This window comes from Desemzia sp. FAM 23990, from assembly GCF_045528485.1.
Classification (GTDB): domain Bacteria; phylum Bacillota; class Bacilli; order Lactobacillales; family Carnobacteriaceae; genus Desemzia.
This window is the reverse complement of record NZ_JBGQQW010000003.1, coordinates 40,207-62,511: the sequence shown is the minus strand read 5'-3', so window position 1 is coordinate 62,511 and position 22,305 is coordinate 40,207. Positions and strand designations below refer to the sequence as shown.

Annotated in this window: 25 protein-coding genes; 22 read left to right on the top strand and 3 right to left on the bottom strand. The window is 39.2% G+C overall.

Features of this window, described 5'->3' with window-relative positions:
• Window positions 1–51: 51 nt before the first annotated feature.
• From fliI to ACEN4I_RS01700, 19 genes are all read left to right on the top strand, one after another.
• The gene (gene fliI / locus ACEN4I_RS01790) at window positions 52–1,305 is read left to right on the top strand and encodes a flagellar protein export ATPase FliI (RefSeq protein ID WP_407096212.1); all 1,254 of its coding nucleotides are present in this window, start codon (window positions 52–54) and stop codon (window positions 1,303–1,305) included.
• Between the two features lie 31 nt (window positions 1,306–1,336).
• Complete coding sequence (fliJ, locus tag ACEN4I_RS01785) at window positions 1,337–1,771, top strand: flagellar export protein FliJ (RefSeq protein WP_407096144.1); 435 nt, start codon at window positions 1,337–1,339, stop codon at window positions 1,769–1,771.
• Between the two features lie 31 nt (window positions 1,772–1,802).
• The gene (locus ACEN4I_RS01780; protein ID WP_407096143.1) at window positions 1,803–3,182 is read left to right on the top strand and encodes a flagellar hook-length control protein FliK; all 1,380 of its coding nucleotides are present in this window, start codon (window positions 1,803–1,805) and stop codon (window positions 3,180–3,182) included.
• Window positions 3,183–3,195: 13 nt separating this feature from the next.
• Window positions 3,196–3,642 (top strand): flagellar hook assembly protein, encoded by a 447-nt coding sequence (locus ACEN4I_RS01775; RefSeq protein ID WP_407096142.1) that lies wholly within the window; start codon window positions 3,196–3,198, stop codon window positions 3,640–3,642.
• Window positions 3,626–3,997: a flagellar biosynthesis protein gene (locus ACEN4I_RS01770; protein ID WP_407101980.1), complete on the top strand. Its 372-nt coding sequence runs from the start codon at window positions 3,626–3,628 to the stop codon at window positions 3,995–3,997. Before ACEN4I_RS01775 ends, ACEN4I_RS01770 begins: the two co-directional genes overlap by 17 nt.
• A gap of 81 nt (window positions 3,998–4,078) precedes the next feature.
• The gene (locus ACEN4I_RS01765; RefSeq protein WP_407101978.1) at window positions 4,079–4,942 is read left to right on the top strand and encodes a flagellar hook-basal body complex protein; all 864 of its coding nucleotides are present in this window, start codon (window positions 4,079–4,081) and stop codon (window positions 4,940–4,942) included.
• A 92-nt stretch (window positions 4,943–5,034) separates the two neighbouring features.
• Window positions 5,035–5,244, top strand: coding sequence for a flagellar FlbD family protein (locus tag ACEN4I_RS01760; RefSeq protein ID WP_079650629.1), 210 nt, complete (start codon window positions 5,035–5,037; stop codon window positions 5,242–5,244).
• Window positions 5,241–6,062 (top strand): motility protein A, encoded by an 822-nt coding sequence (locus ACEN4I_RS01755; RefSeq protein WP_407096139.1) that lies wholly within the window; start codon window positions 5,241–5,243, stop codon window positions 6,060–6,062. The genes ACEN4I_RS01760 and ACEN4I_RS01755 overlap by 4 nt, the downstream gene beginning before the upstream one ends.
• Window positions 6,055–6,804 carry an OmpA family protein gene (locus ACEN4I_RS01750; protein ID WP_407096138.1) on the top strand — a complete coding sequence of 250 codons (750 nt, stop codon included), beginning with the start codon at window positions 6,055–6,057 and terminating at the stop codon, window positions 6,802–6,804. The genes ACEN4I_RS01755 and ACEN4I_RS01750 overlap by 8 nt, the downstream gene beginning before the upstream one ends.
• A complete protein-coding gene (gene fliL, locus ACEN4I_RS01745; RefSeq protein ID WP_407101976.1) occupies window positions 6,804–7,271 on the top strand; it encodes a flagellar basal body-associated protein FliL in 468 nt (155 codons plus the stop codon). The genes ACEN4I_RS01750 and fliL overlap by 1 nt, the downstream gene beginning before the upstream one ends.
• A gap of 130 nt (window positions 7,272–7,401) precedes the next feature.
• On the top strand, window positions 7,402–7,689 hold the full coding sequence (locus ACEN4I_RS01740) for a flagellar biosynthetic protein FliO (protein ID WP_407101974.1): 288 nt from the start codon (window positions 7,402–7,404) through the stop codon (window positions 7,687–7,689).
• A 26-nt stretch (window positions 7,690–7,715) separates the two neighbouring features.
• The gene (gene fliP, locus ACEN4I_RS01735) at window positions 7,716–8,438 is read left to right on the top strand and encodes a flagellar type III secretion system pore protein FliP (RefSeq protein ID WP_407102037.1); all 723 of its coding nucleotides are present in this window, start codon (window positions 7,716–7,718) and stop codon (window positions 8,436–8,438) included.
• Between the two features lie 9 nt (window positions 8,439–8,447).
• Entirely contained in the window at window positions 8,448–8,711 is a 264-nt protein-coding gene (gene fliQ / locus ACEN4I_RS01730) for a flagellar biosynthesis protein FliQ (protein WP_079650494.1), read from the top strand.
• Entirely contained in the window at window positions 8,711–9,481 is a 771-nt protein-coding gene (fliR, locus tag ACEN4I_RS01725) for a flagellar biosynthetic protein FliR (protein ID WP_407101971.1), read from the top strand. Before fliQ ends, fliR begins: the two co-directional genes overlap by 1 nt.
• Window positions 9,482–9,499: 18 nt before the next feature.
• Window positions 9,500–10,585 (top strand): flagellar biosynthesis protein FlhB, encoded by a 1,086-nt coding sequence (gene flhB, locus ACEN4I_RS01720; RefSeq protein WP_407096134.1) that lies wholly within the window; start codon window positions 9,500–9,502, stop codon window positions 10,583–10,585.
• Between the two features lie 35 nt (window positions 10,586–10,620).
• A complete protein-coding gene (gene flhA / locus ACEN4I_RS01715; protein ID WP_407101969.1) occupies window positions 10,621–12,711 on the top strand; it encodes a flagellar biosynthesis protein FlhA in 2,091 nt (696 codons plus the stop codon).
• Between the two features lie 51 nt (window positions 12,712–12,762).
• Window positions 12,763–13,479, top strand: a complete 717-nt coding sequence (locus tag ACEN4I_RS01710) for a sigma-70 family RNA polymerase sigma factor (RefSeq protein ID WP_407096210.1) — start codon at window positions 12,763–12,765, stop codon at window positions 13,477–13,479.
• Entirely contained in the window at window positions 13,472–14,215 is a 744-nt protein-coding gene (locus ACEN4I_RS01705) for a flagellar hook-basal body protein (RefSeq protein WP_407101967.1), read from the top strand. Before ACEN4I_RS01710 ends, ACEN4I_RS01705 begins: the two co-directional genes overlap by 8 nt.
• Window positions 14,216–14,240: 25 nt before the next feature.
• Window positions 14,241–15,023, top strand: coding sequence for a flagellar hook-basal body protein (locus tag ACEN4I_RS01700; protein WP_407101964.1), 783 nt, complete (start codon window positions 14,241–14,243; stop codon window positions 15,021–15,023).
• Between the two features lie 758 nt (window positions 15,024–15,781).
• Here the strand turns inward: ACEN4I_RS01700 and ACEN4I_RS01695 are convergent.
• Window positions 15,782–16,390: a 50S ribosomal protein L25 gene (locus tag ACEN4I_RS01695; protein ID WP_407101962.1), complete on the bottom strand. Its 609-nt coding sequence runs from the start codon at window positions 16,388–16,390 to the stop codon at window positions 15,782–15,784.
• A gap of 488 nt (window positions 16,391–16,878) precedes the next feature.
• On the opposite strand from ACEN4I_RS01695, the gene ACEN4I_RS01690 reads away from it, so the two are divergent.
• Window positions 16,879–17,664, top strand: a complete 786-nt coding sequence (locus ACEN4I_RS01690; RefSeq protein ID WP_407101960.1) for a 3D domain-containing protein — start codon at window positions 16,879–16,881, stop codon at window positions 17,662–17,664.
• A gap of 147 nt (window positions 17,665–17,811) precedes the next feature.
• Window positions 17,812–18,627, top strand: coding sequence for a Cof-type HAD-IIB family hydrolase (locus ACEN4I_RS01685; protein ID WP_407101958.1), 816 nt, complete (start codon window positions 17,812–17,814; stop codon window positions 18,625–18,627).
• A gap of 99 nt (window positions 18,628–18,726) precedes the next feature.
• Here ACEN4I_RS01685 and ACEN4I_RS01680 read toward each other — a convergent pair whose 3' ends face one another.
• Window positions 18,727–19,020, bottom strand: coding sequence for a hypothetical protein (locus ACEN4I_RS01680; RefSeq protein ID WP_407101956.1), 294 nt, complete (start codon window positions 19,018–19,020; stop codon window positions 18,727–18,729).
• Between the two features lie 153 nt (window positions 19,021–19,173).
• On the opposite strand from ACEN4I_RS01680, the gene ACEN4I_RS01675 reads away from it, so the two are divergent.
• Window positions 19,174–20,358: a CapA family protein gene (locus tag ACEN4I_RS01675; protein WP_407101954.1), complete on the top strand. Its 1,185-nt coding sequence runs from the start codon at window positions 19,174–19,176 to the stop codon at window positions 20,356–20,358.
• Window positions 20,359–20,723: 365 nt separating this feature from the next.
• Here the strand turns inward: ACEN4I_RS01675 and ACEN4I_RS01670 are convergent, their stop codons facing one another.
• Window positions 20,724–22,175 carry a UDP-N-acetylmuramoyl-L-alanyl-D-glutamate--2,6-diaminopimelate ligase gene (locus ACEN4I_RS01670; RefSeq protein ID WP_407096125.1) on the bottom strand — a complete coding sequence of 484 codons (1,452 nt, stop codon included), beginning with the start codon at window positions 22,173–22,175 and terminating at the stop codon, window positions 20,724–20,726.
• Window positions 22,176–22,305 lie beyond the last annotated feature (130 nt).

Genomic DNA, 22,305 nt, shown 5'->3' with positions numbered 1-22,305 from the left:
CCTTTTGAAAAGTATGGAGCAGTATTAAAAAAGAAAACTTATACCTTGAAAATGGGGAAAGTCAGTCAAGTTACCGGGTTGATCATTAAAGTAGAAGGCTTAGATGCTTTTGTTGGAGAGGTATGTGAAATCCTCATTAAATCCAGCGGCCGAATGGCGTTGAGTGAAGTGGTTGGATTTGTGGATGAGACGGTCCTTTTGATGCCGTTGGATGAAGTAGAAGGAATCGGACCTGGTTGTTTGGTCCGTCCAACGGGAACCACACTGAAAATTGAAATCAGTGAAAATTTGTTGGGAACAACCATGGACGGCTTGGGTCGCCCAATGTATCAAGATATTGAGATCAATGGTGAAAACTTTAATGTAAACCAAAGTGCGCCCAATCCTTTTACACGTATGAAGATCAAGGATGTAATCTCAACCGGGATCAAAGCAATCGATGGGTTGCTGACAGTTGGTGAAGGCCAACGGGTCGGGATATTCGCCGGTTCCGGGGTTGGGAAAAGTACATTGCTTGGGATGATCGCTCGTTACTGTGAAGCGGACATTATCGTCATTGGGCTGATCGGAGAGCGTGGTCGTGAGGTCCTGGAGTTTATAGAAAAAGACTTGGGTCCTGAAGGCTATAAAAAATCCGTTGTAGTTTGTGCGACTTCAGATATGCCGCCTTTGGTTCGTTTGAAAGGTGCTTCTGTAGCAACAGCAATCGCAGAATATTTCCGAAACCAAGGGAAAAAAGTGGTCTTGATGATGGATTCGGTCACTCGTGTAGCGATGGCGCAGCGGGAGATCGGGTTGGCAACAGGAGAACCGCCAACATCAAAAGGGTATACACCATCGGTATTTACGACTTTACCGAAACTATTGGAGCGAAGCGGTATGTCCGATAAAGGATCGATCACCGCGTTTTACACCGTTTTGGTTGAAGGGGACGATATGAATGAACCTATTGCAGATACGGTGCGCGGGATCTTGGATGGACACATCGTCTTGTCTCGGAAAATTGCCTCGGAGAATCATTATCCGGCGATCGATGTCCAAAGCAGTATCAGTCGTTTGATGAAAGAAATTACAGATGACACCCATTACCAATTATCCGGAAAGCTGAAAGAAAACTTAGCGATCTATGCGGAATCAAAAGATCTGATTGATGTAGGAGCTTACCGTCAAGGAAGTAATCCATTAGTAGATCGTGCGATCCAATTGAATCGTCCGATAAAAGATTTCTTGAAGCAAAATGTGGATGCACCTTCTACATTTGAAGAGACAAAGGCGGCCTTGAGTCAAATCATGCAAGGTGCTTAACAGATAAGAGAAAACAGTTGAGGTGAAGCAAGTGGCAAGTCAGAAATTTTCAATGGAAAAAATCTTGGATTGGCGTTCAGACATCGAAGAAATGGCTAAGCGAACAGTAGGCCAAGTACAAGTAAAAATCGAAGCTCAAAAAGCAGTATTGGAAGATTTGATTCGGGAGAATACTAAAATAAAAAATGATCAGCTGACGACAACAAAAATCAATGATTTACGCCACCAGCAATTGTATAAAGCGTTGCTGGACGAAAAAATCATTCAGCAAAAAAATCAACTGGATTTGACTCAAAAAGAGTTGGAAGATGCACAAGCTAAATTAGTTGAAGCACATAAAGATAAAAAAGTGATGGAAAAATTAAAAGAAAAAGAATTGTGGTCAGCTCTGGAATTAGAAAAAAAAGAAGAGCAGCAGCAATTAGATGAAATAGCTACACTAAGTTACGGACGCTCATTTTATTAACCTCAGTACGATTTGAAAGGAGGTGAAAACTATGCAAGCCATACAAGCAGCGACCACGATACATAATACAACTGAACCAGCAACAGGGCAACAAACGACAGCTGTTGAAAAAGCTGCCTTTTCCGAGCAATTGGAGCAATCAATAGACCAACAAGCCAAAAAAGCAGAAGACTCTGTCAAAGATGATTCAAGTTCAGATCAGTCATTGGAAACGGATGAAGCTGAGCAAAACGCTGAACAAATGGAGCTAAGTGAAGACGAAGTAAAGCCTGATGCAGCATTTTTATGTTATCAACCCTTTCTAACAGCTGAACAACAATTGGCCGTTCGTTTTAAACATGTATCGGTCGAAAAAGAGATAGAGCAAAACGATGGTCAAACGACTGTTGAGCCGCTTCAACCACAAAATACCGCTATGCTGAATCGTCTCGAAGTTGGACTGAAAGCAACTGAAGCTGTATTGCCTGGAGAAAAGAATGCAGTTCTTCCTATTTCGTTAGATGGAACACAAGATACAGTGGAAACAGAAGTAAAAAAAATGTTGCCGGATACTCTTCAAATAGTCGATAAAACAGCTGGGCCACATTTAACTGATCAAACTGTTTCTTTAATAACAGATAAAATGCTAGATGCAGGAAAACCTGTTGAGCAAGCTGTTGTAACAGAGGACGGTCAAGAAGCTTCAGCAATGCAAGAAAAACCAGCAGTTGGACAACAGAATCTGTCTGTGTCTTCTAATCAACAAAGTATCGTAGATCCACTTGTTGCAGAAGAAGCGGCTGAATTAAAACAACCTCCAGTAGTTGAAGGTATGCAAATGGAAATCAGTGATTTGGATGTGCAATCTGATTTGCGTTTGAAAGTCACAGCGGCAACAACAAGCGACTCGTCTTTCGCACAACAACCTGTAACTCAAAGAGAAGTGCAGTTACCTGTAGCTTTGAACAGTGGAAGTCTGTCAACAAATCAACAAGTATTGTCTCAAGCTATCAGTGAGGTAGTGATGGATCAAGTCACTACGCTGAAAGATGGTCAACAGACAATGGCTCGACTCAGTCTGACTCCTGAAACACTAGGACACATTAAAATTGAATTGAGAATGAGAGACAGTCAATTGCAAACAACGATCGTAGTAGAAACTACGGAAACAAAAGAGCTGCTCGACAGCAGTATGCAGCAATTGACAACGAGTCTGGCACAGAAAAATATCCAGCTCCAGGACGTATCGATTCAATTGAATCTGCCTCAAAACTCAAGTTTTACATTTGCGGAAAGCGGTTCGCAACAAAACGCACAGCAACAAGATAGTGAACAATCAGCAATGTACTTTGACCCTGTAGAGGAAATCGGTCATCCAAAAACGAATGAGGAAGAAGACTCTACTACAGGAAGGTTGAGTATTTTAGCCTGAAAGGAAGAAAATAATGGATATTCCAACAAGTTTTAATATTGGATCTGTAAGCAGTATCAGAGGAACAAAACAAAAATCCAACTCTGAATTGAGTTCAGAAGACTTTTTGAAAATCATGGCGGCGTCTATCAGCAACCCTCCTCTTTCAGGTGGAGAAGGTGGCAGTAGTGATGGAGGGAGCAGTGATTACATCTCACAAATTGTTCAGTTCAACATGGTGGATCAGTTAACAGCTTTAACGGAAACCACGACCAATAATATGCTGATGATGCAGCAGCAACAAGGATTAGATCTATTAGGCAAAGAAGTAAAAGTGCTTGATGAAACGACTTTTGTAACGGGAACAGTTGAAAAAGTGAAGTTCACGCAAGGATACGCTACTCTTCAAATCAACGGAACCGAATATGCCTTAAATGATGTGGTAGAAGTAGGTGTTCAAGCGAATGACCCTGCGAATTGATAGTCAACAAACTCACGCGTTTAACTCTAACAAGTCGGTTAATCCGAAAATCGACCGGACGTTCAGCACGTTCTTATCTGAAGCTGCTCAACAAACTGTCAGCACGAAAGAGATCAAAATCTCTAACCATGCTCAAAAGCGCCTAGATGAAAGAGGGTTGCAGTTGGAAGATAATGACATGAAAACCTTGGAAACAGCCTTTGACGAATTGAATCAAAAAGGTTCTAAAGATTCCTTGATTTTTTTCAAAGATATGGCATTGATCGCAAGCATTGATAATCGAACGATCATTACAGCTCAAAAAACGAGTGAAATGCGGACAGTCACCAATATAGACAGTGCAATACATATTTAACTAATTATTTGGCCGGACCTAACGGAAGCCAATGACCCATGGACCGAATGAAGTGGGTACAACTGAATGGAGGAAATCAACATGTTAAAATCATTATACTCAGGCGTTGCAGGAATGAAGAGCCAACAAACAAAAATGGACGTTATCTCAAATAATATTGCAAACGTTAGTACGACAGGGTTTAAATCAGGACGCGTGCGTTTTGAAGATATGATCAGCCAAACGAATGCTAATGCTCAAGCAGGCATCAATGCTCAGCAAGTCGGATTAGGGGTGCAAACTGGTTCAATTGATACAATCATGACAGGTGGTTCGTTGCAAACAACCGGAAGAGCATTAGATTTTGGGATCGAAAATGGCGACAGCTCATTCTTTACGGTAAGTGGAGATGGCGGAGTGAACAATTCTTATACACGTGACGGTGGTTTCTATACCGATTTTAACGGCAACTTGGTTACATCAAGCGGCTTGAGTGTTATGGGCTATGCTGCTAATGCAGATAACACAGGTATTGCTGAGCCTAGAGTAATGGAAGCCTTAAATATTCCTGCAGAACATCCAACTGTAAATGATGCAGATGGAAATCCAGTTAAATTGCAAAACTATTCAGTAGATAAAACAGGAATGATTACAGGGACTTACAGTGACGGTAAAGTTTACACTATCGGACAAATCGCATTGACTAGTTTTTCCAATCCAGACGGTCTAGAAAAAGCTGGCAGTAATCTATATAATGCTACAGCCAACTCTGGAGAACCTGTACTTGGCGAACCAGGCGAACCGGGATTTGGTAATGTGCAATCTGGTTTCTTGGAAATGTCTAACGTGGATCTAGCCAATGAATTTACCGATATGATCATTACAAACCGAGCATATCAAGCCAACTCAAGAAGTATCACTACTTCAGATTCAATGTTGGAAGAATTGATTAATCTGAAACGTTAATTACTAGATACCTAAAAAGGGGCACTTAATGAAGGCCACAATTGATAAGTCCTTCATTAAGCCAGTCTCTAACAACGAAATGAGGTTGATGTATGATTGCTTTAACATCTGTGTCAGGAAAAGAATTTTATTTGAATTGTGATTTGATTTACCGGGTGGAACATACTTTTGATACCATCATTACTTTGGTAGATGGAAAAACGATTCGGGTTGTGGATTCTGAAGAAGACATTGTCAAAAAAATGATTGCTTATAAACGCAAAATACACAGTCCATTTCCAGAGAGCGAGGAAAAAGCATGAAGAAAAATATGGTTCCTTTAATTGGAATAGTTGTAGGAACTGGACTACTGATTTGGTCGATCACATCTGGCGGCCCATTTGCTGCCTTTTTAGATGCACCATCACTTGCTATTACGCTGGGTGGTTCATTTTGTGCATTATTGGTTAGTTTTCCATTAAGTGATGTAAAAAAGATGCCGACTATTCTCAAAAAGTTAATGTTCAGCCCAGACACCAATGAAGAAGAACTGATCAATACCCTTATTGAAATTTCTAAAAAATCGAGAAGCCAAGGGATTTTAGCGATTGAAAATGATATCAAAGAATTAGACAATGAAATGCTGGTTTATGGATTAGAAATGGTAGTAGATGGATCTGACGCAGAAGATATCCGTGAAATCATGGAAATCAAAGCAGAGAATATTGAAAAGAGACATAGCGTCGGACAAAATATATTCAATAAGTGGGGAGAACTAGCCCCTGGTTTTGGGATGTTGGGAACACTGATTGGATTAATCATCATGTTGGGGCAATTGACTGATCCAAGTACTATTGGTTCTGGTATGGCCACAGCATTGATCACTACTTTCTATGGAAGTTTCTTAGCCAATATGATTTTCTTGCCGATAGCGAATAATTTAAAAATGCAGACAGAGGCAGAAATGCAATTGTGTGAAATGACGATTGAAGGAGTTCTATCGATTCAAGCTGGACAAAATCCTCGGGTCATTGAACAAAAGTTGAAAAGTTACTTGGCCGATTCTAAAAATGGTGTCGATTCTGAAGCGAGCAGCGATAAACTAGACGGCGAATTTTCAAAGGAAAAAAATTATGGCTAGAAAACAGAAAAAAAAGATAGATGTAGAAAGCGGAGGCTCTCCGGGCTGGATGACGACCTTTTCTGATCTAATGACTTTGTTGTTAACGTTCTTTATTCTTCTTTTCTCGATGTCCAGTGTCAGTGATACTAAATTCGACCAAGCATCTGCGTCAATGTCTTTGGCTTTTACCGGTCAAGACGGTTTATTGCCTAAAGAAACGACTGTAGTTCCGGATGATACTGGAGAAAAAAAGGATATCGATGGCGTTAAAACAACTGGGGATGAAATTCCGCCTGAATTAGTTGAAATGTATGAAAAAATGGAGCAGCTGCTGCATGAACAAGATATGGATACGACTATCGGCATTGAAGTGGACTCAGAAGGGATCTATTTAGACATTAAAGATTCGATTCTCTTTTCACCAGGGAGTGCGGATATCGTTGGTTCCGGAACAGAGACCTTGAACAATTTAGCTGAATTGATTCAACAAGTAGACAACGAAGTCATTATTGAAGGATATACAGATGACGTTCCAATGAGTAATGAACAATACGACAGCAACTGGGAACTGTCAACATCCAGAGCCGTTTCTGTATTGCGGTATTTAAGTGAAGAAAAAGCGGTCGATCCAACACGATTATCTGCTAGAGGATACGGTGAACATCACCCGATTGTACCGAATGATTCAGCGAAAAACAGAGCAGAAAACAGACGAGTCAATATCGTCATATTATATGAAGAATTTGAGGAGGGAAGTTGATGGAAAATGAGACTTCTAAACCAAAAAATAAATTAAAGCCTATTTTGATCGCTGTGGTCATTTTATTGGTCTTAACGATTGGAACTTTATTAGGAATTGGATTTAGTACTGGAAAAATTCAAGAGGTAACGGCAACTATGTTTGACTCAAGTGAAGAGATCACTGTTCCGTTAGATCAGTTTCTGGTCAATTTAACACCTGGCGAAAGCAACAGAGATCAATATTTACAAATTGAATTATCCATCTTCAGTGCGCAAAAAGATGCAGAAGCAACACTAACCGAGAGAATGCCGCAAGTTAGAGATGCTGTCATCACGGTACTGAGAAATAAAACGAGTGATTCCTTATATGCAACAACTGAAGACGGAACATTAGTGATCAAAAATGAAATAAAAGAAAAAATCAATCAAGAAATTGGAACGAGTTTAGTAAGTGATATCTACATAACGAACGTCGTTACACAATAGAGAGTCAGAAAGGAAGAGGAGTTAAAGAATGGGTTTTGGAACAGGGCTTGAATATGTCTTTAAAAGTGTTTTAGCATTGATCGTGATCATCTTTCTGGCAAATAAGTTTTTACAATAATTAAATTCTGTGATGAAGAAACAGGCTAAAACCATTCAGGTTATTGAACGGATGCCGATCAATAAAAGTTCTTCATTATGCATTGTGGAAATGCTGGGAAACTATTATTTAATGAGCTTTACAGAAGGACGCAATGAGATTCTTAAAGAATTTACCACAGAAGAAAGCCAAGCGATCGTAGCGATGCAGACAGAAAAAGTGGCTCTTGGGGAACAAAAAATACCAAATGCAGAACAGTTTAAAGATGTATATGCAAAAATTCAAGAAAAAATTCAAACTTATACTGAAAAGAGGAACTAGAATTGTTGAAGAGAATCTTGCTTGTTATGGGCGGAATAGTAGTGTTGTTTGGGTTTCCCCAACAAGTAGGAGCAGCAGAAATTATGGACAGTGTAACTTCTGCTTTGGAGAGTGGAGCAGGAGAAAATGCCGAGACTGTTCAACTGTTCTTATTGCTTACCCTGTTAAGTTTCGGAACAGCATTTCTTGTTTTAACAACAGCTTTTACCCGAATCGTTGTGGTATTATCTTTTACCCGAAGTTCACTTGGAACACAACAAAATCCGCCAAATGTCGTGATTATGGGACTAGCTTTGTTCTTAACACTTTTCGTCATGCGTCCGGTAACGGACGAAATTATGGATGAGGCCATCACGCCTTATTTGAATGATGAAATCACAACCGAAGTTGCTTTAGACAGAGCGGAAGATCCGTTAAAAGAATTTATGGCAGCACAAACGCGTGAAAAAGACATTCAGTTATTTCTAGATATCTCTGGCGAAAGTCAGCCGGAAAACCTGGAAGATCTGCCGATGATGGTTTTGACGCCCGCATTTGCGATCAGTGAATTACGGACTGCCTTTACTATCGGGTTTCTGATCTTTATTCCCTTTCTAGTAATCGATATGGTAGTGGCCAGTATCTTGATGTCCATGGGGATGTTCATGCTTTCTCCAGTCATGATTTCCTTGCCATTCAAGTTGTTGTTGTTCGTTTTAGTAGATGGATGGTATTTAGTAGTTGAATCCCTTGTTTCAGGATTTCAGTAGAGGTGCAAAATGACGATAGAAAAAGTGTTAGATATTTTACGTGAAGCATTCTTCGCGATTATTGAAGTAGCTGGACCAACGCTGGCGATAGCGTTAGTAGTAGGTTTGTTTATCAGTATTTTACAAGCTACTACTCAATTGCAAGAACAGACATTGAGTTTTGTGCCTAAAATATTGGCAGTGATCGCTTCTTTGATCATCTTTGGCAATTTTATGCTGAATGTACTGATCGAGTTTACTGAAAAAATCTTTGAAACGATTGCGAGTTTGTGATGGATACAGGAATGTTAGCGGAGATTCATGTTGCTCTATTGATTTTGATGCGTGTTTCTGCCTTTATCTTTGTTTGTCCCGGATTCTCGTTTACCGGGTTGCCTAATTTAGTTAAAATTGCGATCTCAGCAGGAATTTCTATTGGTGTGTATTCGGTGGTTCCAGCTGTTACCAGTATTGATGGTGTGATCGAATTTTTTTTCTTAGGATTGAAAGAAGTGTTGGTCGGATTTGCGATCGGGTACATTTGCCAGTTGTTTTTTACAGCTGTGGAGATGGCCGGGAAATTAGTGGATTTTCAAGTCGGATTTTCGATGAGTGAAGTATTTGATCCTAGTTTAGGTATCAGCGCTTCCAATTATGGAAAAGTATTTTATTGGATATCCATGTGTGTATTCTTTTTTACAGACTTGCACCATGCGGTCATTAAAGCGTTGGTCCAATCTTTTACATATTTGCCCTTAGAAAGTACGAATTTAGGTACCTTTGGAGTAGAAGGCATTATCAAGTTGTTTGGTATGATTTTTGAACTGTCGATCAATTTAGCGTTGCCTTTGATGATCACTTCTTTGATCGCTGAAGTTGTTTTGGGATTGATATCGCGAACAGTTCCGCAAATCAACGTGTTGATTTTGGGGATGCCGATGAAAGTTCTAGTCAGTTTGATCATTACATTAGCAGTGTTGACACCGATGACGGAGAGTATTCAAGACATTATGCCGATGATGGTGAAATACATGAATGAATTTATGCGCTCATTGCCAAGCTAAAAAAGAGAGGTGAACAGCATGCAGGATAAAGACAGTAAAACAGAAAAGGCCAGCCCCAAGCGATTAAAAGACGCTCGAAAAAAAGGGGATGTGGCTAAAAGTTCCGATTTAACGTCTGCTGTCTCCTTTGCTGTTTTTGCATTGATGACGGCCTCTCTTGGTTTATACGTATTTGAAAAATCCTTTGCTTATCTGCGAGGTTTTCTGTCAAATGGGTTAACCATGGGAAGCCATGTAGGCACAGAAGCCTTGCGAAATAATTTAGCGAGCCTCGGTGTCCAGGCAATCACCATTCTCTTTACGATTGCCGGACCTTTTCTATTGATTGCTTTTTTCGTGTCGTTATTTGCTGCTGGATTGCAAACCCGTTTTCTCTTTTCAAAAGAACCGCTGAAAATGAGTTTAAATAAGATCAATCCTGTGAACGGATTGAAAAATATGTTTAGTAAAAAGGCTTTATTTACGATGTTAAAGACCTTTTTAAAATTGGCACTGGTGTTTTACGTCACTTTTGCTGCTCTAAGTGATTCTTTGGATGTCATTATTAATTTAGGGAAGTTTGGTACAGAAAAGATCTTTTTCGTCATATTGGAATTGGTCAAAACAGTAGGAACTAATTTAGCTGTATTGTTATTGGTACTGGGAATCATTGATTTTGTTTATGAAAAGTATGAATACAGTACAAAAATGAAAATGACTAAACAAGAAGTGAAGGATGAGTTTAAAGAAAGCGAAGGAGACCCGCAAATCAAATCCCAACGGAAGCAACGTCATCGTCAAATGATGAATGGGAACATTAAAGATGTGGAGTCAGCAGCAGTGATTATTACCAACCCAACGCATTTGGCAATCGCGATCCGCTATGAACGCGGAAAAGATGAAGTTCCGATTGTAATGGTAAAAGGAGCCGATTTAATGGCTCAAAAAATTCGAGAGCGGGCACGCGAACACGGTGTTCCAATTGTCGAAAATAAACCGATCGCTAGAAACCTCTACAAAAATATCCAAGTGGGTCAAACGATTCCGGCGGATCTTTACCAAGCTGTTGCAGAAATATTAGCGTTGGTGTATCAAATGGAAGAAATGAACAAAAATAAAATTTGATCGGCTGAATCAGTACAAATGAAGGAGAACAAACAATGATAAGTGCTTTAAATGGAAAACTAGAAAAAATGACACGTTTTTCGGATATAGGAATTGCGGTACTGGTCATCATGATTTTAGCGATGATCATTATTCCTTTACCAGCGTTCATGCTGGATTTTATGTTAGTAGTGAACATCTCATTAGCCTTGATTATTTTACTATTAACTTTATTTACTAAAAACGTATTGGAGTTCTCTACTTTCCCCACCTTACTGTTGGTGACGATGATGTTCGGATTGTCCTTGAATATTTCGTCTACTCGTCTGATTTTGACTGAAGGAAATGCCGGACAAATGATCGATACATTTGGAAACTTCGTAGCCGGGAACAATTTTATCGTTGGAGCGGTTATCTTTATCATCATTATTCTTGTTAATATGATGGTGGTTACCAGTGGTTCAGGTCGTGTTTCGGAAGTATCCGCTCGTTTCACATTGGATGCTATGCCAGGAAAACAAATGTCGATCGACGCGGATTTGAATGCGGGATTGATCACCGAAGATCAAGCTAAAAAACGACGCAAAGATTTAGAACGAGAAACGCAGTTCTTTGGAGCGATGGATGGAGCCAGTAAATTTGTTAAAGGAAATGCTATAGCGGGAATCATTATTACTTTGATCAACCTGATCGGCGGGATCTTGATTTTCTCTCTTCAAGATGGTATGGATATCATGGAAGCTTTGAACCATTTTGGAAAGCTGACGATCGGTGACGGTTTAGTGAGTCAAATTCCCTCATTAATGGTTTCTGTTGCTTCAGGGATCTTGGTGACGCGTTCAGGAAGCCAAACCGGTTTTGGGAGTTCGTTAAGCGGCGAGTTATTCGGAAATGCTAAAGTTATCAAAATCGCATCCGGCGTATTGCTGTTGTTTGCGATCGTTCCAGGTATGCCGACGATTCCCTTTTTGCTCATAGGGGTAGTGGCTTTTGCAGCTGGGTATTTGATGGATGAAAATGAAAAAGTAAAAGCCAGCGAAGCGAAAAAATCAGAGATTAAAGCTGTTGCTGAACAGAGAACTGAAAGTAAAAAAGTGGAAGAAGAGTCGATTACAACATTCCAAGTCGATCCGATCTCAATCGAAATCGGTTATGGGTTGATTCCATTGGCTGATGAGCGTCAAGATAACAATTTGACTAGTCAGATCCCGACAATTCGCCGTCAATGTGCTCAAGAGATGGGGATCTTATTGAATCCGATACGCATCCGCGACAATTTGCAATTAGCGCCAAATGACTATGTCATCAAAATCAAGGGCAATGAAGTCGCTCAAGGAAGCTTGTATCTGGATAAATTCATGATTATCGATCCTGGTGAATCAACGTTTGAATTCAATGGAATAGCAGCGAAAGAACCTTCCTTTGGTTTAGACGCTATGTGGGTCGATGAAAGCGACAAGGATATGGCCGATATCAAAGGCTATACTGTCGTTGATCCATTGACTGTACTGATTACTCATTTGAAAGAAACGATCACACAACACAGCTTTGAATTGCTGGGCAGACAAGAAGTGAAACAATTGTTTGAAGGCATCAAAGAGAAGTATAGTGTAGTCATTGATGAATTGATCCCGGACATCTTGCGTTTGGGAGAAGTGCAAAAAGTCCTGCAAAACTTATTGAAAGAACACATTCCGATCAATGATTTAGTTACGATCTTAGAAACTTTGGCAGACTATGGAAATACGACAAAAGATACAGAAGTATTGACGGAATATGTGCGTCAAGCACTCAAACGAACGATCGTCAAACCGCATTTAGATACAAATGGTGTCTTGCACGTGGTGACGATTCATCCAGATTTAGAGGAACGAATCAGTCAAAGCACACGAAAATCGACAGCAGGGTCAATACCTGCTTTGCAGCCAAATGAAATTACCCATTTATTTGATAACCTGACCTTCTCAAATAACCAATTGGATAGTCATGGTATTCCACATGTGTTGCTGGCGTCACCAAAAATACGTCCAGCAGTGAAAAATCTATTGGCCTTTAATTTTCCGGACTTGCCGATCTTGTCTTTAAATGAAGTGCCAAATGACATTGCCATTGAAACTGAGGGCATGATTGAAACGACAGTGCGATAATGAGGCAAAGCAGTATACACCAAAACGAAATGGCTAGGAGGAAGGGCAATGATGTATTATGAGACAGACCGAGAACAGGAAATCTTAAAATATCTTCCCTTGGTCGAAAAAGTCGTGAATGGGTTAGACATCAAGCGAAAAGACTATGAGCGCTCTGATTTGATCAATATGGGCGTGATTGGTTTAATGGACGCCTTGAATAAATTTGATAAATCCAAAAAGGTCCCTTTTGAAGGATATGCCTATATTCGTATCAAAGGGGCGATCATTGATGAAGTGCGTAAAACGTCTAAAGTATCACGTTCACGTATTACAAAATTGAATGATTTTTACAAAGCGAAAGACAGACTGGAAAAGACATTGATGCGTACGCCGACAGATAAAGAAATCTGTGCGGAATTGGACATCGGTGAAAAAGAATTTGCAAAGATCCATGAAACAGTGCACCAATTAGCTTCCGTGTCTCTGGAAGATGTGTTGTTTTCGGAAGACGGACATGATGTTGAGGTGTTGGATATGTTGGAAGACACATCGGCTGTGAATTCTGAAGAGCAACTGTTGGACATGGAACGAAAACAACTATTGGCTGTGGCCATTAAACGATTGGATCAACGTGAGCAGCAAATTTTAAATATGTTGTATGTAGATGAATTGAGTTTGAAAGAAATCGCCTATGTTTATGACTTATCGGTACCGCGTATTTCACAGATTCATGGGAAAATGATTGTAAAACTAAAAGGTTATATGAAAGAGGCTTACAATGATTAGAGGATTGATTACCACTAATAGAAACTTACATATTTTAGAAAAGAAACAGGAAAATTTAAGTACTTCTGTAGCAAATTTAAATACTGCAGGATACAAAGAACAAGAAATCATTCAAAGTACGTTATTGGAACAGAATTTGTTCAATCGATTGAATGGTCCAGAGTTGAATCAACAATTAGAGGTAGGCGGACTTCCATTGGGCAATCAAATAGATGAAGTTTACCGTGATTTCAGTCAAGGCGGTATCCAATTGACCAATTCTAATACGGATCTGGCGGTTCAAGGAGATGCGTTTTTTACCGTTGAAACGGGCGCTGGAGAAGTGATGTACACCCGTAATGGGAATTTTACGGTAGATGCAGAAGGATTCTTAGCTACTCAAGATGGGAATCGTGTCTTAAGTACGACGAATGATCCAATCCAAGTGGGCAGTATGGATTTTACCGTTTCTAACAATGGAACAGTGATGGAAACAGGACAGCAGCTGCAATTGACGACATTTGCTGATCCGGCTGGTCTTACGAGTACAGGAGATACATTATTTGCCGGAAACGGCGGAGTGATGACTGGAGATAGTGTGGTCTTGCAATCAGCTATTGAAGGTGCGAATACGAATACGGCTGATGTGATGGTTGATTTGATGCAGATATCGAGAGAGTTTGAAGCCAATCAAAAAATCTTGCAAGCAGCAGATCAAACGCTGCAAAAAGCTGTGAATGAATTAGGTAAAGTATAGAGTAAGTTGAAGAAGGAGGACAAGAATGAGTATTTCGTTAAGCACCAGCAGAAGCGGTATCCATGCACATCAAAAAGCAATGGATGCTATTGCAAATGACATTGCCAATGTCAATACAACTGGCTACAAATCAAAGCAAGTCAATTTCCGTGAATTAATGTCGAATCAGTTAGTAGAAGATAGATTGCTGTTGGCAGACAACGCAGAAAATACCAGCATCAGTACGGGAGCATTGAGTGGGATAACCACCTCAGACTTCACCCAAGGATCGTTAACCGAAAGCGGCGGGACGTTCCACATGGCGATTGCTGGGAACGGATTTTTTGGTGTCACAGATCCTGCTGGACAATTTTATTTGACCAGAGATGGCGGTTTTCAATTAAACGGAGATGGTACTCTGACAAATGGACGCAACGAATCATTGGTCATGAATACGACACTGCCTGTTGGTTCATGGCCTCAGGGAGATATCGTTATCCAAGAGACGGGTACAGTTATTGTCCAAGGTCTGAATGGTGAGGAAACACAAGTGGGGAACATTCCTTTATTTTACCCTAGTGTTCCAGACGCATTGCAACCTGCCGGCGGAAACAATTACCAAGTTCCTGAAGACATCGAGTTATTGACGTCAAATGGAAACAACGATGCATTCGGTACAATCCAACAAGGCTATCTGGAGAGCTCCAACGTAGACTTAGCCAGCACATTTACGGATATGATCGTCACCCAAAGAGCCTATTCCCTAAACCTGAAAACGGCCCAAAGCAGTGATGAAATCATGGGAATGATCAATAACTTTAAACAATAGAGAGTGGAGTAAGGCGTTAAGCTCTCCGGAAAAAATAGAACCGATGAGAGTTAGGTGCACTTTACCTAACACTCATCGGTTCTATTTTGGGAGTGGGAGCTGCCTTACGCAACTTGTTCAAGCTAGAGAGTGGAGTTTATTTATCGAAAAGAGCAAGCACCAACGAAAGTTAGTAGTTTTTACTGACTTTTTGTGGGTGTTTTTTTGATAAGTGCGCTATCTATTAATAGAGGTTTACGAATAAGCTTTGATTATTAAGTAGAGGTTAGTTACTTCGTAAAAGGACTACTGACTAAGTTGCAATTGTTAAGTAGAGACCTGTTACTTCACAAAAGCACCACTGACTAAGTTGCAATTGTTAAGTAGAGCCTTCTTACTTCACAAAAGTACCACTGATTAAGTTGCAATTGTTAAGTAGAGCCCTGTTACTTCACAAAAGCACCACTGACTAAGTTGCAATTGTTAAGTAGAGCCTTCTTACTTCACAAAAGTACCACTGATTAAGTTGCAATTGTTAAGTAGAGCCCTGTTACTTCACAAAAGTACCACTGACTAAGTTGCAATTGTGAAGTAGAGTCCTGCTACTTCACGAAAGCACCACTGACTAAGCAGTAATTGTTAAGTAGAGACCCTCCTCAATAATAGTAGTCGTTTTTGAAAAATAACTAAAGACTACACTGTTTTAATAGTAGAAAAACACGTTTGATTAAAAAAAGGGATGCGGACTTGTTGTCCACATCCCTTTTGAAATAAGTGATTTAGTTGGCTTCTGTTTCACCGATTACTTCTGGTTGTGCGTCTTCTGTGCCTTCTTCAGCAACTTCCTCAGTACGAGGAGCTGAAACTGTGGCTACCAAAGTCTCAGGGTCTTCCAAGATTTCTACATCTGGAATTTCACCTAAATCAGCAACCGTCAATGTGTCTCCAATTTCTAAACTTCCTGCATCTACAGTAAATTCATCAGGCACTTTATCGGCTACTGTTTCTACAGACACTTCGTAGATTGCTTGTTCCAAGACACCCACTTTTATATTTTCGGTATTTTCTAATACGACTGGTACATTTACGGTTAATTTTTGTCCAGCTTTTAATGTCTGCATACTCACATGAAGGATTTGATTTTTTAATGAGTGGCGTTGAACTTCTTTAATGTAAACTTGTCCAGTTCTTCCACCTTCAACAGCAACATCAAAAATGGCACTGTCACCTTGTGTTTTTAAAATAGTCGCAATATCTTTTTCATCTAACAAAACAGGGATTGAATCTTCGCCTCTTCCATAAATCACTGCTGGAATTTGATCTTTACGACGATCCTGGTTTGAAGCGCCTGTTCCTACTGTGTTTCTTTTGATAGCTTTTATTTCCATGTTTGTTTCCCCCTTAAGATAATTACCTCACAACTAATCATAAAGGAAATCAAATTAAAATGAAAGCGATACGCATTGAGAGAGTCTGCATCAGCTCTCAATAGTTGTTTGTTTCCCCAGAGGGACAGACAGGATAAAATCAAACCCTTACATTTTTTTGTGAAATAAGGAGAAGTCTATTGTATCAAGGTTTTCTGTATTTTAAATGTCAGAACAATTACGAATTGTTGCAATAACATATTCTATTTTACGGCTCGTCCGTATTTGTCACACATCTGCAAAGAACACTTACTTTTAATACAAAAGCAATAAGGAACCATAACAAATCCCCTTTTTTGCTTTTTTTCTTACCGATACGTGTTACGATTCATTTCGTGGCAGAGGAACCCATTAATAGAACACTTAAAGAATTATCTTTAAAGCTATTAAAAATTTCAAGGGACTCTGGAAATGCATTTACTGCATTTGGAATAGAAAGGGAGAAAATAATGAGAAACATGAAGTCGAAATTAGTAGCTGCAGGATCAACTTTAGCCCTCGTAGGACTCTTCTCAGTAGCGAACCCATCTGAAGCATCAGCAAACGAATATACCGCAAACTCATGGCAAGCACGTACTGTAACGGAAGTTAAAAATGACATTAAAAGTGATGAAAATGGTTCGAAATATACTTTCCAATGGGGAGATACGTTATCTAGTATTGCTTTAGCAACAGACATTTCCGTAGATTCATTAGTTAAAATCAATGATATCAACAATGCAGATATGATCATTGCGGGAAATTCTATTCACTTATCAACTGACCATTCAGTGGTAACGGTTGAAAACAATGATAATGTGAAAACTTATGATGTTAGTGAAGATGAAGTGAAAGAAGTCGAAACTCCTGAAGAAACTGAAGTTGTAGAACCTGAAGTTGCAGAGGAACCTGAAGCAACTGAACCTCAAACGACTGAAACTGCTGAAGCAAGCGAAACAGCAGAACAAACTGGTGAATGGGTTACTGTAGAAGCAACAGCTTACTCAACGAATCAACCAGAATTAAGCGATACAACTTATACAGGTATCAACTTAAACGAAAACCCAAATGTTATTGCCGTTGACCCAAGCGTTATTCCATTAGGATCAACTGTATATGTGCCAGGATATGGAACGTTTATTGCTGGAGATACAGGTAGTGCAATCAATGGACACCGTATTGATGTTCACATGACCGATTTAAATGCTGCTCTTCAATTTGGAAGAAAAACCATTGATGTTCAAATTTTAAACTAATTCAATACAGCTAATAAAATAGACCTGACTATTCGCAAATGAATAGTCAGGTCTATTTTAATACGAAAGAAAGCAATGCTTGGTTGAAAATCTGTCAATAACTCGTATACTAGAGCTAAAGAGAAATACTAGAGGAGTTGAGAAAACGTGACAATCAAAATGATTGTGGTGGATATGGATGGAACCTTTTTAGATAACAAAAAAGAATACAATCGTGAACGATTTAAATGGTTGTTTACTCGGCTGCAAGAAAAAAATATCCAATTTGTCGTAGCCAGTGGAAATCAGTACGCCCAATTAAAGTCATTTTTCCCAGACACCTATCAAGATATGACTTTTGTGGCTGAAAATGGAGCTTTCATCATTGAAAAAGAAAAAGAGGTTTTTACAGAGAACATTCCTTTAGAACTGATCCGACATACATTACAGATTATTGAAAAAATACCAGGTATATCAGTCATAGTATGTGGGAAAAAAAGTGCCTATGTATTAGATTCCTCAGACAAAAAGTTTGTTGAGATCGTCCGCATGTTTTACCATAAATTGACGATAGTTGAAAATTTTCAAGATATAGATGACCAAATCTTGAAATTGGCACTAGGGTGCTCAGAATCGCAAACGAGTTCTATACATGAGCAATTAAAAGAACTATTAATGGAAGAAATCACTCCAGTCAGTTCCGGGAGAGGGAGTATTGACTTAATCAGGACAGGCACACATAAGGCGAATGGGCTAAAGAAATTAGCTAAAGAAGAGAGGGTAAAGCCCGAGGAAGTGATGGTTTTTGGAGACGGCGGAAACGATATCGAAATGCTGCAGTTTGCCAAATACAGTTTTGCTATGGCTAATGCAGATTGCGAGATTAAAAATAATGCAGCCTACGAAGCCCCTTCCAATAATGAAGAAGGTGTGCTGGAAGTGATTGAACAATTTATTTTACAAGGAAATCTGTTAGAACAATAAAGAGTATAAATGCTCGACAAAAAATCTGGGTCAGTTGAAGAGAGTCATACTTCTCCCAATGACCTTAAATTTTTGTCTAGCCTGCTCAAATGATCTGTACTAGTAGAGAACGATCATATAAAAAATCGTTACCCCAATAGCTGCTCCCACAATAAAATAAAGCAGCATTTGCAACAAGAGATACCAGTCCATTTTGTTGACGGAATCTTTTTTCTTGTTGGATGTGGATTTTGCAGATTCATCCCGTTTAGATAAAAGGAAAAATCCAATCCCTACAATGATTCCGACAACGGATAAAAGAGACTGAGATACTTCTGGCCGAAGATAACCAACCACTAATCCCGTTAAAGCGGCAAATAGCAATAAACTGTAACGCCCAATTTTATTTTTCATTACTTATCTCCTCGATGGATAAAGATTTAGTTGTCTTTAAATAAGATAATTAAATTATACCATTATTCTGGAAATGAGACCGCTTAAATGTAATATAAGAAAATGAATAGTGGAACATCACTGATGTCATCCCACTAAAGGAGAAGGTCAAAAATGAAAACATACTTATCTATTCTTGTTCTTTTGTCGCTGACTGGTTGTGCTGCTAAGGATACAACCTCAAATGAAATGGAACCTGATAACGTTTCTTCACTCGAAAGCAGCACGGAATCTGTTTCTGAAAGTGAGGCAGAAGAAACACGGATTTCGTTTATTGGTGTAGGAGATAACTTGATTCATGAAGAAATTTATACAGATGCTCAAACTGAAGAAGATTCGTATGACTTTTCCTCTATGTATCAATATGTTAAAGAAGATATTCAGACAGCAGATGTAGCTTTTATCAACCAAGAAACTATGCTTGGCGGAGATGACTTAGGTTTCTCGGGTTATCCTTCATTCAATACACCAAGTGAGGTGGCTGGAAATTTAGTTGAAACTGGTTTTGACCTTGTCAACTCCTCCAGCAACCATTCTTTGGACAAAGGGACTGAAGGTGTTTTAAATGCTTTAGAAACGTGGTCTGACTATCCTGAAGTGACTTATACAGGAGTATTTAAGGATCAAGAACAGCGAGACACTATTCCAGTCTTTGAGAAGGACGGAATTACATTTTCATTGCTGACCTATACGTATGGTACAAATGGGATCGAACCTGAGTATCCTTATTTGGTCAATTATTTTAGTGACGAATTGATCACTCAAGATGTCACACAAGCAAAAGAAATCAGTGATGTGGTGTTGGTCTCGGCACATTGGGGAGATGAACACACTTTTGCTCCTAATGAGTTTCAACAGCATTACGCTCAATTATTTGCTGATCTTGAAGTAGATGTTGTTTTTGGAACTCATTCCCATACTATCCAACCAGTAGAATGGGTCCAAGGAGAAGAGGGAAATGAAACTTTAGTGATTTACTCTTTAGGCAACTTTTTAGCTGCGACTACTTCAGACATTAATTTATTGGGCGGGATGATCGCTTTTGACGTTGTTCAACAAAATGATCAAGAAATCCACGTTGAACAGGTCAATTGGACTCCGCTGGTTATTTATTATGAGAATGAAGTAGCAGAGGACCTTGATACTCGGGAAAACTTTGCTGTATATAAATTGGAAGACTACACAGACGAGTTGGCAGAAACGCATGGATTAACTGGGTTTGAAGATAATGATGTATCCATCGATCAGTATCAGCAGTTGATAAAAAAAGTTATTGATCCTTCATTTTTAGAGGAGTAACGAAAAAGCAGGGGTTGGCTGTTTAAGAGCACACTGAGGAGATAGAGCTGGTGGCTTCAGAGAAGGCTGGTTGATCTGTAACATAGCGGATGGACTTGATAAGAGCTGTCTCAGAGCCATTTGGTGTGGTTCAACCAATCCGAATGTCGCTGATAAGCCTTGTCAGCGACATTTTAGATACTCGAATAAGCCGAATGAAATGGGATAAAAGTGCTTTTTCTAAAATAATAGTCTCGCCTCTTTAATATTAATTAAATACAAAGTAAAATGCACTCCCACTATTGGATGAAGAATCTAATAGTTTTGGGAATGCATTTTTTCTAGGGGCTTTTTGTTCCAACCCCTTCTTTTAGTTAAAACTAATCCTATTGTACGTGCTTTAATTGAAGAATCGTTTCTTTATCTGAGTGTGTACCCATTTGGAAGGTTTCTGTGTAAGCTTCTGGCCCTTTGCCAGTCAGTACGACATAATCCCCAGGTTTAGCCAACTTCTGAGCTTCCTGAACAGCAAGTGTACGGTCCATAACAATCTTGACATGGTCTGTAAGATTAGCTTCTGTTATTAACTGTTGATAAACGTCTATCATGTCCTCTTCAGAAACACCATTCAGATCATCTGTCGTCAATAAAGTATACTGACTTAGTTGATGAGAGGTCTCGAGCATCAAAAGGCGTTTCGTAGCATCTCGATTTCCGCGAAAACCAAAAATATGGATGATATTGTGGGCATCGAATTCGCGAATAGATTCCAGACAATATTGTAAGGCTAAATCTGAGTGTGCGTAATCAATGATGTAGTGAACCCCGTCAATAACGGCTGCCTGTTCAAATCGACCAGGGACGCCTGGAAAGTCCTTCAGATGTTCGCTGATTTCTTGAATAGAATGTCCTAAGTCAAACACCACAGCACCTGCCATCGACAAATTATACATATTGTGTACTCCGATCAAAATTGACTGCAGAGTAGAAACGGATTTATGAGTATCGATCTGAATGTCTTTACCTATTCTCGAAATGAGCCTAAATACAGCATCCTCATTTGTACCAACTGAAATGGTTTGAACATTTTTAGAAGCTAAGCGGTGTACTAACTTATTTCCCCAAGCATCATCAAAATTGATCACAGCTTTTCCAGTAGGTTTTAATTTGTCGAAAAGCAGTGCTTTTGCTTCAAAATATTCTGCCATTGTATGGTGATAATCTAAATGATCGTGTTGCAGATTAGTAAACAATGCATAATCAAACGTTATTCCTTCTAAACGATATTGAGTTAATCCGTGAGAGGATACTTCTACAATGATTACTTGGTCATTGGAATGAGCCATCATTTGATGGAGAAGTAATGAACTAGGCGTTGTATTTGATGACTTTGAGGTCTCACCATTAATCACGTATTCAATAGTTCCTATCAGTGATGTAGTGTAGCCCGCTTTTTCCAACAAATGCCTTAATAAATAACAAGTAGTCGTTTTTCCATTTGTTCCAGTGACTCCAATTACTATTTTATTGGAAGAAGGATTGCCGTAAAAAATATTAGCTAGCTGACCGAGCATTTTACGACTATTTTCTACTAGCATATAAGGAGTACTCATCAGATCGTTTTGAGGGGTCTCTCCGATGATCAAAGAAGCACCGTTCTTTACTGCATCCGTAATGTAGTTGTGTCCATCGAATTGATATCCTTTGATAGCAATAAATATCATTCCTGATTTTATGTTTCTTGAATCATCCGTTATACCAGTAACTTCCATTTCAGGATTTAGGCCTGAAAATTCAGATAAAGAAGAGAAGGATTCAAATAATGTGTTTAGTTTCATTTGGAAAAGTTGCCTCCTTCTATAAGACAGTCAGTATATATAAAAACAAAATCATTTTAGTTAAATGGATGTATTTTTTGTTTAAAAAGTTTCATCAATCTCAAATAAAAAACCACAAGGAAGCCTTTTG

Excerpts from the sequence above, each read along its gene's own strand:
- flhA (WP_407101969.1), top strand. The coding sequence starts at position 10,621 with ATGATAAGTGCTTTAAATGGAAAACTAGAAAAAATGACACGTTTTTCG.
- fliR (WP_407101971.1), top strand. The coding sequence starts at position 8,711 with ATGGATACAGGAATGTTAGCGGAGATTCATGTTGCTCTATTGATTTTG.
- ACEN4I_RS01765 (WP_407101978.1), top strand. The coding sequence starts at position 4,079 with ATGTTAAAATCATTATACTCAGGCGTTGCAGGAATGAAGAGCCAACAA.
- ACEN4I_RS01750 (WP_407096138.1), top strand. The coding sequence starts at position 6,055 with ATGGCTAGAAAACAGAAAAAAAAGATAGATGTAGAAAGCGGAGGCTCT.
- ACEN4I_RS01700 (WP_407101964.1), top strand. The coding sequence starts at position 14,241 with ATGAGTATTTCGTTAAGCACCAGCAGAAGCGGTATCCATGCACATCAA.
- ACEN4I_RS01770 (WP_407101980.1), top strand. The coding sequence starts at position 3,626 with ATGACCCTGCGAATTGATAGTCAACAAACTCACGCGTTTAACTCTAAC.
- ACEN4I_RS01710 (WP_407096210.1), top strand. The coding sequence starts at position 12,763 with ATGTATTATGAGACAGACCGAGAACAGGAAATCTTAAAATATCTTCCC.
- ACEN4I_RS01690 (WP_407101960.1), top strand. The coding sequence starts at position 16,879 with ATGAGAAACATGAAGTCGAAATTAGTAGCTGCAGGATCAACTTTAGCC.
- ACEN4I_RS01755 (WP_407096139.1), top strand. The coding sequence starts at position 5,241 with ATGAAGAAAAATATGGTTCCTTTAATTGGAATAGTTGTAGGAACTGGA.
- fliL (WP_407101976.1), top strand. The coding sequence starts at position 6,804 with ATGGAAAATGAGACTTCTAAACCAAAAAATAAATTAAAGCCTATTTTG.
- ACEN4I_RS01780 (WP_407096143.1), top strand. The coding sequence starts at position 1,803 with ATGCAAGCCATACAAGCAGCGACCACGATACATAATACAACTGAACCA.
- ACEN4I_RS01740 (WP_407101974.1), top strand. The coding sequence starts at position 7,402 with ATGAAGAAACAGGCTAAAACCATTCAGGTTATTGAACGGATGCCGATC.
- ACEN4I_RS01760 (WP_079650629.1), top strand. The coding sequence starts at position 5,035 with ATGATTGCTTTAACATCTGTGTCAGGAAAAGAATTTTATTTGAATTGT.
- flhB (WP_407096134.1), top strand. The coding sequence starts at position 9,500 with ATGCAGGATAAAGACAGTAAAACAGAAAAGGCCAGCCCCAAGCGATTA.
- ACEN4I_RS01695 (WP_407101962.1), bottom strand. The coding sequence starts at position 16,390 with ATGGAAATAAAAGCTATCAAAAGAAACACAGTAGGAACAGGCGCTTCA.
- fliI (WP_407096212.1), top strand. The coding sequence starts at position 52 with ATGGGGAAAGTCAGTCAAGTTACCGGGTTGATCATTAAAGTAGAAGGC.
- ACEN4I_RS01680 (WP_407101956.1), bottom strand. The coding sequence starts at position 19,020 with ATGAAAAATAAAATTGGGCGTTACAGTTTATTGCTATTTGCCGCTTTA.
- fliQ (WP_079650494.1), top strand. The coding sequence starts at position 8,448 with ATGACGATAGAAAAAGTGTTAGATATTTTACGTGAAGCATTCTTCGCG.
- ACEN4I_RS01670 (WP_407096125.1), bottom strand. The coding sequence starts at position 22,175 with ATGAAACTAAACACATTATTTGAATCCTTCTCTTCTTTATCTGAATTT.
- ACEN4I_RS01675 (WP_407101954.1), top strand. The coding sequence starts at position 19,174 with ATGAAAACATACTTATCTATTCTTGTTCTTTTGTCGCTGACTGGTTGT.
- fliP (WP_407102037.1), top strand. The coding sequence starts at position 7,716 with ATGGGCGGAATAGTAGTGTTGTTTGGGTTTCCCCAACAAGTAGGAGCA.
- ACEN4I_RS01705 (WP_407101967.1), top strand. The coding sequence starts at position 13,472 with ATGATTAGAGGATTGATTACCACTAATAGAAACTTACATATTTTAGAA.
- ACEN4I_RS01775 (WP_407096142.1), top strand. The coding sequence starts at position 3,196 with ATGGATATTCCAACAAGTTTTAATATTGGATCTGTAAGCAGTATCAGA.